Origin of the sequence: Klebsiella sp. 28 (assembly GCF_018223905.1) — a bacterium.
Classification (GTDB): domain Bacteria; phylum Pseudomonadota; class Gammaproteobacteria; order Enterobacterales; family Enterobacteriaceae; genus Klebsiella; species Klebsiella pneumoniae.
Genome location: NZ_JAGRQY010000162.1, coordinates 1 through 5,769, shown reverse-complemented (window position 1 = coordinate 5,769; position 5,769 = coordinate 1). Strand labels below are relative to the sequence as shown.

Below are 5,769 nucleotides of genomic sequence, written 5' to 3'. Positions count from 1 at the left end.
TCATGACATTAACCTATAAAAATAGGCGTATCACGAGGCCTGTGGGAGGAAAATAAAGTGTCATCCTAACTACAGGACCCTGCAACGTAGCAATTCCTGCAAAAATCCATTTAAAACAATGACTTATTTCAATTCTGCCATCTGCAAGCGTTTTGTGGGGATGGAGGCCGGAATCATTAAAGTATCATCCTAATTTTCGCTCAACCTTGGAAAATGCTGAGAATCGTAAAAATAAAGTTTCATCCTTTCCGCTACTAGTTCAAGGCTTTCTTCCGGCCGCCGGCAACAACGCTGCTTGGCTGAGGCGATCCACTTGCGCTACCGCTCACTGATCAGATCGAACTTGAACTCGACGAGCAGCCAACCATCAGGCCGAGCGTGATCGCCAAAAAAAACGGATCATGCGAAATCCTTCGTTGAGTTTGGCGCGGGTTTTAGCAAATCAGCTGGCCCGCGATCCGGTTGAGAGTGATCCGAAGCGGTCCTTGACGACCGGCACAAATCGGCCGATTCTGTTGAAAAAGTAGCTTTAGCGGCAGCCTGCCGATCAGGTGTGCCTGCTGTCGAAGTGGCTGCAAGCCACTTCAAGTTGCCTTCCGGCGTTTCACTGAGCGTCCTTGCTCAGGTTTAAGGGTTAATTTGAGGGTTTCTGCTCGTAGCAGGCATACCTATCCCGTCAGCGGTGGCCCTTGAGGCAAAAGCTTGGCCATGCGGCGCAGGTTCTGCACCATCGCAGCCAAGGTGAATTCGTCAGTGGCACCCGTTAGGCCACGCAGTCGTAAACGGTCGAGTTTCATGATCCGTTTGAGGTGGGCGAAAAGCATCTCCACCTTCTTTCGTTCGCAGCGAGAGACGAGGTACTCCGGTGTCTTGGCGATGCGTCGAGCCACGTCGCGGGCAGCCTCATGGATGCTGCGGACGATCTTCCGATTCGGCGTGTTGGGGCAGCATTTCGCTTTCAACGGGCAGGTGGCGCAGTCGGTTTGGCTGGAGCGGTAAATGACGGTTTTGGCCTTAGTTACCCGCGACCTTTGCTGGGTGAAGGCGCGCCATTCACTGCGTAGCGGTTTGCCGGCTGGGCAGCGATATTCATTGGCGTCCTGACTCCAGTGAAAGTCGTTACTGGAGAGGCTGTCGTCCTTGCGCTCGGTCTTGTCCCACACCGGCACATGCGGTTCGATGTCCTTTTCTTCGACCATCCAGGCCAGCATCGGGGCGGTGCCATAAGCGGTATCGCCGATAAGGCGTTCCGGTGTGAGATCGAACTGCGCCTCGACACGCTCGACCATCGTCCTAGTCGAATCGACTTCGGCGGTACGGTGCGCCGGGGTAGCTTCCACGTCCATGATCACACCGTGCTCAGTGTCGATCAGGTAATTCGTGGAGTAGGCAAAAAAGGCCGGGCCACCTGGCGCTGCTGTCCAACGGGACTGAGGATCAGTGAGCGAAATTTTCTTGGGAAGAGCCTCAGCCAGCGCCTCTTCATCAAGGGCTTCGAGGTACTCGCGCACTGCGCGGCTGCTGAGCTTTGGATCGTTCCAATCGACCTCATCTCCCGCCACCCCACGTTGCCGGCTGGCATCCGCCTTAATGATGCTGGCGTCGACGGCGAAACCTTCACCCTTGACTAGGCCGGCTGCCATGCAGCGCCGCAGCACCTCATTGAATAACCAGCGGAATAGATCGCTGTCACGAAAACGCCCATGGCGATTCTTCGAGAAGGTCGAGTGATTGGGGACTTCGTCTTCCAGACCCAACCGGCAGAACCAGCGATAGGCCAGGTTCAGGTGCACCTCTTCGCACAATCGCCGCTCGGAACGAATGCCATAGCAGTAGCCGACGACCAGCATGCGCACCATCAACTCCGGGTCAATCGAGGGACGCCCGATGGGGCTATAGAAATCTGCCAGGTAGGCACGTAGATCACTGAGATCCAAGCACTGGTCGATGCTGCGCAGGAGATGTTGGGCCGGGACGTGATCTTCCAGATTGAACGAGTAGAACAGGCGCTGCTGTCCTCCCGGTAACTGTCCCATCATGCTGTTCGCCCCCACGCTCGCTGACAAAGCAATTTTGCCAACGGCATGGGGAGGCCGCTACTTTTTCAACAGAATCGGCCGCACACAGCCATTCGGCTCAACAGAACCCTGCCTTTACCCCACCAAACTCCGGAAACTCGCCCGGTAGTCCGTCGGCTTGAGATGCACATGTTGGCTGAGGTCGCCGGGTAGCGTGAACAGGCGCGGACCGTCCCGAAACTGGAACACGCGATACAGATGGAATTGATCGCCCGCCTCCTTGGAGAATTCGAGTTCGTTGTGGCTGACCAAGAAAGACGAGCCTACCCCGCCATTGGTGGTTTTCACCTCGATGAAGCGCTCATGGGCGTCCTCTTCGAACGACAGGATGTCGAACCCCGCACCGTCTCCCTGGGTGTCGGACACCCAATCCAGCCGCTGAAAAAGCTCTGGGTGGCCGAGCTCGGTCAGGCGTTGCTGTTCGTAGCCAATCACCCACTGCTCCCCTGCCCGGCCCAGCTTGCGGTTGGCTTCATCGCGAGCGGCATAATCGAACTTTCGCGGTAGGCGTTGCCGTAGAGATGCCGGGGTACGCACAAGCACTTCACGGGCGGGTGGTTCTACCAAAGCCGCTCGGTAGGTTTTGTCACCCGGAAGTTTTACCTCCTCCAGGGCATCGACAAGAGCGCCGACCGTCTGCTGATGTTCCAGAACGTAGGCGTGTACGGATTTACGCAGCAGCAGTTGGCTGTTGCCGCGTGGCTTGTAGCCGTTGATATAGGGCAGGCCCAGGGCATCGAGTACGGCGCTAATGTTCTGGTGCTTGAGCTCGACTGAAGACTTGCTGCGACCGTTCAGCAGTTGGCGCAGTGCCTGGTTGTGCTCGGACTTGTGGTACGGCTCCCCAGCCGCCTCGGCACGCAGCATGTCGAAATAGTCTTCGACCGTGGCCAGGACCTCTTCTTCGGACCAGTCTTCGCCGATGCGAATGATGCGAAACCCGAGCCGCGTCAGCGCCGGAACGACGGTCGTCTCGCCACCGGAGAAGCTGTCAGCAGTGAGCGGGCCCTGCTCGGGAAATTGCTTGCCGAAGGCCACACCGGCGATGGCCTTGGAATCGCAATCGGTGCCGGTCTTCGGATCACGTACCAGGAAGTCGCGGGACTTGCCGTAGCCGTGGCGCGCCAGGAATTTCGTGCGGCCCAGTTGCACGAACTCATCGATGGCAGCCTGCACGGCGGCGGGGCTTCGAAGCTGGGAGAGTTGAGACACAGGGTCCTTCCTTACTGTCATGGTGTGCCGGGAACCGCCGAGCCACGAGATTATGAGTAGCCCCTGAACAGAAACGTCACGATAAAAGCCGTGAACGCCACCAGGCCCATTAAATCCCTTGCGTATTTGCAGCCCGTGCTGTCCAAACCTGTACCAGGTCCGATCAACACGCTCCAACCATTGAGGTACGAAAACACCGCCTGACCGAACAAAAAATGCGTGATAGCCGCCGCAGCCATGACGCCGGAATCGTCAGACAGGCTGTAGCTGTTGACCATTGCCCTGTACGCCTGCATCTGAAATGGCTATTGCCCTGATGGGAGCCGGCTTTTCAGCCACCGACACCAGCGATGCCGTCAATATTCTTTACCCGATAACCATGACCGTACAAGCTAACAAGGCCTGGCAAGCCAGCGGACTTAAAAAGTCTTTTTTTCTACCATCCCACAAAAAAGTTCGTGGTGGAGAAAAGATAAGCTATGCAAGGCTTTAGGAGACGTGGTTTTTCAGGATGACGAAGAACGATTCGGCGCTAGGTGCAACATAGGTGCATCGCACGAGCGCTAGGAACGGCGAAAAAAGGCGGACGTGGCGAAATCGGTAGACGCAGCAGACTTTAAAATTGGAGTGCCCGCGGGGAAATCCGCGGAGTAGAACCGCTCAAAGTCGGGGAACGCTAACGGGCAATACCCTAAGCCAATCCCGAGCCAAGCCCCTTCGGGGGAAGGTGTAGAGACTGGACGGGCGGCGCCTAAAGCCTTCGGGCAATGGCGAAGGGACAGTCCAGACCACGAACGTCATCAGACGGCGGCGAAAGTCGAGGTGGTACGAAAATCTGCTTCTCTGTGAGAGTACGGGTTCGAGTCCCGTCGTCCGCACCACAAAGCCAAACATCCCTGCGATGATCGACCTCTGGGCGTTTGGTCGTGAGCCCGCCACCCTCGCGCTACGCTTTGCGCAGGCGTCGAAGGCGATCAGGTGCGCCCATCGATTCCGTCGAGCACCATCGCTGCGAGTTCATCGCTGGTGTGTGCACCACTATCGAGAACACGGGTTGTGCATGGAAGCCGTTCCCTTGCGGCCAAGCATCGGGCGACATTCGCTAATCGCCACTCTCGAATCTCCGCATTTCGATTCGGGTCAGGATGCATGGTCTGGTTCGCGATCCGGTGACGCAATAGGTCCTCGTTGAGCGTCAGAAAGATGTGCAGCAGCTGATCGTCGATCCGCCTTACCCCGTCGAGTATCTCAGTCAGATAGTCCGGGTGCACGAGCGTCATTGGGATGATGATGTCCTGCGAGTAATTCCTTCGAATCTCCCTGACCGCCGCGATCGTAAGTCCCCTCCACAAGGGGAGATCCTGATAGTCTCCGCTCGCTGGCATGGGGACCGTTTCTTTCACCACGAACCCGATTTCCTCGGGGTCAAAGATCAGCGATTTGGAACGCCGATCGCGCAGCCGCTTAGCGAGCGTCGTCTTTCCGGCGCCGAAAGGTCCGTTGATCCAGATTATCATTGTCGACGGCCTCTAACCTGAAGGCTCGCAAGAGCGCTCGACGGCCTCGTGCGGAGGCACGATCGGAGTGGTTCCGAAATGCTTCTCAAGATAGGTGACGCCGAACGTCACGATGTCCTGCGCGTCGAACAGGTAGCACTGAGCAAAGCCCACGACACCTTCTCGATGGCGACCGAGCTTCACGTAAGCATTTGCTATAGTTTCAACCGCATCCGGCTTTCCTTCGATAGCAAAGCAATCGAGAATGCCGTTTGAATCGTAATCCGATGCCGTTTTCCAGGCGACTTCACCGTCTCTTCCAAGCATCGGCATCTCATACGTCACCCACCGTTTGTTGGGGATATCGGCAACCGCCTCGGCGTAGTGCAATGCGGTAACGGAGTTTAGCGGCGCACCCAACAGCAGGGCCTTCCCGCCAAGGCGAACGAACCGCTCGACGGGCGATCCTTCCCCCAAGGCGTGACCGAGTTCGTGAGGCTCCGTCAGCGTTTCAGCCAGCGGACCAACCGCGACCATCGATGCATCGGGGTGCGCGCTGCGCCGCGCGCCGGGGGCTTGAACCAGAAATTGATTCAGCAGGCCGAACCCACGGTAAGTCCCGGCTGTTGCGGGATCGAACGGCAGCCAGGTACGGCGGGCTTCGTCATCCAGCCGAGCGCCATTCAGAGTCTCCTCGTAGGGTGATCGGTCCCACGACGCGTATCCCATCACAGTGCCAGTCGGCCCAACCGCGGAGCGTAACGCGGCAACGACCGTCTCCGCTCCTCCTTCGACCGGACCAATCGCTTTAAGTGAGGCATGCACCATCAAGAGGTCACCGGTTTGGACTCCGAGTTTTTGAAGCGCCTCCGTTATTGCCTTCCGCGTATGCATCGCGATATCTCCTCTAAACTGCAAAACACTATACGGGGTCTGACGCTCAGTGGAACGAAAACTCCCGTTAAGGGATTTTGGTCATGAGA

Annotated in this window: 6 protein-coding genes; 1 reads left to right on the top strand and 5 read right to left on the bottom strand. The window is 57.3% G+C overall.

Annotation, left to right across the window (positions count from 1 at the left end; translation table 11 throughout):
• Window positions 1–668: 668 nt before the first annotated feature.
• From KHQ28_RS23375 to KHQ28_RS23365, 3 genes are all read right to left on the bottom strand, one after another.
• Window positions 669–2,039 (bottom strand): IS1182-like element ISCfr1 family transposase, encoded by a 1,371-nt coding sequence (locus tag KHQ28_RS23375; RefSeq protein WP_000971921.1) that lies wholly within the window; start codon window positions 2,037–2,039, stop codon window positions 669–671.
• Window positions 2,040–2,153: 114 nt separating this feature from the next.
• Window positions 2,154–3,290 (bottom strand): DUF3883 domain-containing protein, encoded by a 1,137-nt coding sequence (locus KHQ28_RS23370; RefSeq protein WP_000080861.1) that lies wholly within the window; start codon window positions 3,288–3,290, stop codon window positions 2,154–2,156.
• Between the two features lie 50 nt (window positions 3,291–3,340).
• On the bottom strand, window positions 3,341–3,568 hold the full coding sequence (locus KHQ28_RS23365; RefSeq protein WP_000248278.1) for a hypothetical protein: 228 nt from the start codon (window positions 3,566–3,568) through the stop codon (window positions 3,341–3,343).
• Window positions 3,569–3,591: 23 nt separating this feature from the next.
• Between KHQ28_RS23365 and KHQ28_RS23360 the strand changes: the two genes are divergently transcribed.
• Window positions 3,592–3,783, top strand: a complete 192-nt coding sequence (locus KHQ28_RS23360) for a hypothetical protein (protein ID WP_000951934.1) — start codon at window positions 3,592–3,594, stop codon at window positions 3,781–3,783.
• A gap of 481 nt (window positions 3,784–4,264) precedes the next feature.
• Here the strand turns inward: KHQ28_RS23360 and KHQ28_RS23355 are convergent, their stop codons facing one another.
• Together KHQ28_RS23355 and aac(3)-IId are read right to left on the bottom strand one after the other, a co-directional pair.
• The gene (locus tag KHQ28_RS23355) at window positions 4,265–4,807 is read right to left on the bottom strand and encodes an AAA family ATPase (RefSeq protein ID WP_000587837.1); all 543 of its coding nucleotides are present in this window, start codon (window positions 4,805–4,807) and stop codon (window positions 4,265–4,267) included.
• A gap of 12 nt (window positions 4,808–4,819) precedes the next feature.
• On the bottom strand, window positions 4,820–5,680 hold the full coding sequence (aac(3)-IId, locus tag KHQ28_RS23350; protein WP_000557454.1) for an aminoglycoside N-acetyltransferase AAC(3)-IId: 861 nt from the start codon (window positions 5,678–5,680) through the stop codon (window positions 4,820–4,822).
• Window positions 5,681–5,769 lie beyond the last annotated feature (89 nt).